The following is a 3,020-nucleotide window of genomic DNA, read 5'->3' on the forward strand; positions in this document are numbered from 1 at the left end:
CTACTTGTGCTTCCAGGTGTCTCCGCTGTAGAGCAGCTTCTTCAGATTGCCCTCTCCCTTGGCGCGGGCGGCGGCCACCTGCTCTTCAATCTGTTGATCGTAGACGGGACGCTCCACATCGCGGAAAACGCCCACCGGCACGGGTCCGCCCTCGAGTTCGATGCGGCTCAGGGCGAAGGGATAGATGCCCTGCGCATCCTTCACATTGTGGACGGTGATGCCTTCGCTTCCCTCCGGCACGATCTCGAAACCAAAATCCTTCATCTTGATGCCGCGGCGGTCGTCCTGCGGGCCGTAGACGAGCGGCTGGCCGTCCTCCATGTAGAGCACGTTATTTTCCTTTATCCCCTTTTCGGTGTACTGGTGCCAGGCGCCGTCGTTGAACACGATGCAGTTCTGGAAAATCTCGACGAACGCCGTGCCCTCGTGCCGGGCAGCCTGCAGGAGTATCTCGCCCATGTGCTTCTGATCGCGGTCAATCGTGCGGGCCACGAAGCTGCATTCGGCGCCCATGGCCACCGAAATGGGATGGAGGGGATAGTCCAGGGAGCCGAGGGGAGAGGATTTCGTCCGGGTTCCCACCTGGCTGGTCGGGGAGTACTGCCCCTTCGTGAGGCCGTAGATCCGGTTGTTGAACAGGAGAATCTTCACGCCCACGTTCCGGCGCATGGCGTGGATGAGATGGTTCCCGCCGATGCTGAGCGCGTCGCCGTCGCCGGAGATGACCCAGACCGAAAGCCCCGGGTTGGTGATTTTCATCCCGGTGGCGAAGGCGGGGGCCCGGCCGTGGATGGTGTGAAAGCCGTAGGTGTCCATGTAGTAGGGAAACCGCGCGGCGCACCCGATCCCGCCGACGAAGACGAAGTTTTCCTTGGGGATATCCAGCTCCGGAAGGGTTTTCTGGATCTGGGCGAGAATCGCGTAGTCGCCGCAACCCGGGCACCACCGGACAACCTGATCGGACTGGAAATCCTTCCGGGTCAGGCCCAGTCCCTTGCCGTTCAATGACTCGTTTCCGTTGGCTTGTATTTTCGTGGGCACGCTAGAGAAGCTCCTCAATCCGGGTGATCAACTCACTCACCTTAAAGGGCTTGCCCTGCACTTTGGTGCAGGGAACGGCGTCGACAAGAAATTCCGCGCGGATGATCTTGGAGAGCTGCCCCAGGTTCAACTCGGGCACAATCACGCGATCGAACTTGCCGATAACCTCGCCGAGATTGGCGGGAAACGGATTCAGATGCCGGAGATGGACATGGGAGACCGAGGCGCCCCGCGCCTGCAGGGCCTCGACGGCCGCCGTGATGGCGCCGTAGGTGCCTCCCCAGCCGATGACCAGCACCTTCCCGCTCTCCTCGCCGTGCACTTCGGCCGGCGGGATGTCCTTGGCGATGCCGGCCACCTTCGCCGCCCGGGTGCGGACCATGTGCTCGTGGTTTTCGGGCTCGTAGTTCACGTTCCCGGTGATGTCCTGCTTTTCGATTCCGCCGATGCGGTGCTGCATCCCCGGCGTTCCGGGCACGACCCAGGGCCGGGCCAGCGTGTCCGGATCCCGCAAATAGGGCATGAAACCCTCCGGGTCAACCCGGTGCTCGGCGGAGAGCGCCGGCAGATCGGAAAGCGAGGGAAGCTTCCAGGGCTCCGAGCCGTTCCCCAGGTAGCCGTCGCTGAGCAGCATCACGGGCGTCATGTACTTCACCGCAATCCGGGAGGCCTCAATCGCCGCCCAGAAGCAATCGCTCGGGGTGCTGGCGGCCAGCACCGGAACCGGGCACTCCCCGTTCCGGCCGTACATGGCCTGGAGGAGATCGGCCTGCTCCGTCTTGGTCGGAAGGCCCGTGCTCGGGCCGCCGCGCTGGACGTTCACGATAACGAGGGGCAGCTCGGCCATCACGCCGAGGCCGATGGCCTCTCCCTTGAGGGCAATCCCGGGCCCGCTCGAGCAGGTCATGCCGAGGGCGCCCGCATAGGAGGCGCCGAGCGCCGCGGAGATGGCGGCGATTTCATCTTCGGCCTGGAAGGTGTAGACGCCGAATTTCTTGTGCCGGGACAGTTCGTGGAGCACATCGCTGGCCGGGGTGATGGGATAGGCGCCCCAGAAGAGCTTCAGGCCCATCTGCCGGGTGGCCGCGATGAAGCCCAGGGCGAGGGCGGTGTTCCCCGAGATGTTCCGGTAGGTCCCCGGCGGGAAGACTGCCTCGCGGACGAGGTAGTGGCTGGCGAAAATCTCGGTGTTTTCCCCGAAATAGAAGCCCGCCTCCATGGCCTTGACGTTGGCCTCGACCAGCTCGGGCCGCTTGGCGAATTTCTCCTCGATCCACTTGCGCGTCTGATCCATGGAGCGGGAGTACATCCAGAACATGAGGCCGAGGGCAAAGAAGTTCTTGCACCGCTCCACGACGTTGGGCGGGAGGCCCAGCTCGCTGAGGGCGTTCCGCGTCATCTCGTTCAGCTTGATGGCATGCACGTCGTAGGTTTCCAGAAACTCCTTGTCATCGAGCGGGCTGGACGCATAGCCTGCCTTCTCGAGGTTTTTGTCCGTGAAAGTATCGAGGTTGGCGATGATGACGCCGCCGCGCTTGACGTCCTTGAAGTTCGCCTTCAGCGCGGCGGGATTCATGGCAACCAGCACATCGGGCGCATCGCCCGGCGTATGAATGTCCTTGCTGGAAAAATTGATCTGGAAGCCGCTCACTCCGGCAAGGGTTCCGACGGGTGCGCGAATCTCGGCGGGAAAATCGGGAAAGGTGCTGAGGTCGTTTCCGGCGATGGCGGCGGCGTTGGTGAAGCGATCGCCGGTGAGCTGCATCCCATCGCCAGAGTCACCGGCAAAACGAATGGCAACGGTTTCCACTTCCAGGAGAGGTTTTGCTCCTCCAATAACTTCCAGGAGAGGTTTTGCTCCTCCACCAACTTTCAGGAGAGGTTTTGCTCCTCCGTTTCCAGGGTCTTCAGCCATTTTCCCAGCAGTCCTTTTTGTTGGAAGAAACCAATTCGGGAAAAACCTCACACCGGTCTTCCGG

At 62.3% G+C, this 3,020-nt stretch carries 3 protein-coding genes; 1 reads left to right on the forward strand and 2 read right to left on the reverse strand.

Going from position 1 to position 3,020, the window contains the following annotated elements:
• Together O2807_14040 and O2807_14045 are read right to left on the reverse strand one after the other, a co-directional pair.
• Complete coding sequence (locus O2807_14040; protein MDA1001622.1) at window positions 1-1,041, reverse strand: 2-oxoacid:ferredoxin oxidoreductase subunit beta; 1,041 nt, start codon at window positions 1,039-1,041, stop codon at window positions 1-3.
• 1 nt (window position 1,042) lies between these two features.
• Entirely contained in the window at window positions 1,043-2,806 is a 1,764-nt protein-coding gene (locus O2807_14045; GenBank protein MDA1001623.1) for a 2-oxoacid:acceptor oxidoreductase subunit alpha, read from the reverse strand.
• Window positions 2,807-2,834: 28 nt separating this feature from the next.
• Here O2807_14045 and O2807_14050 point away from each other — a divergent pair.
• Window positions 2,835-3,020 (forward strand): hypothetical protein (locus tag O2807_14050; GenBank protein ID MDA1001624.1); only part of this gene is annotated, 186 nt, incomplete at its 3' end.

The sequence above is a fragment of the bacterium genome (assembly GCA_027622355.1).
Classification (GTDB): Bacteria; UBA8248; UBA8248; order UBA8248; family UBA8248; genus JAQBZT01.

Excerpts from the sequence above, each read along its gene's own strand:
- O2807_14045 (MDA1001623.1), bottom strand. The coding sequence starts at position 2,806 with ATGCAGCTCACCGGCGATCGCTTCACCAACGCCGCCGCCATCGCCGGA.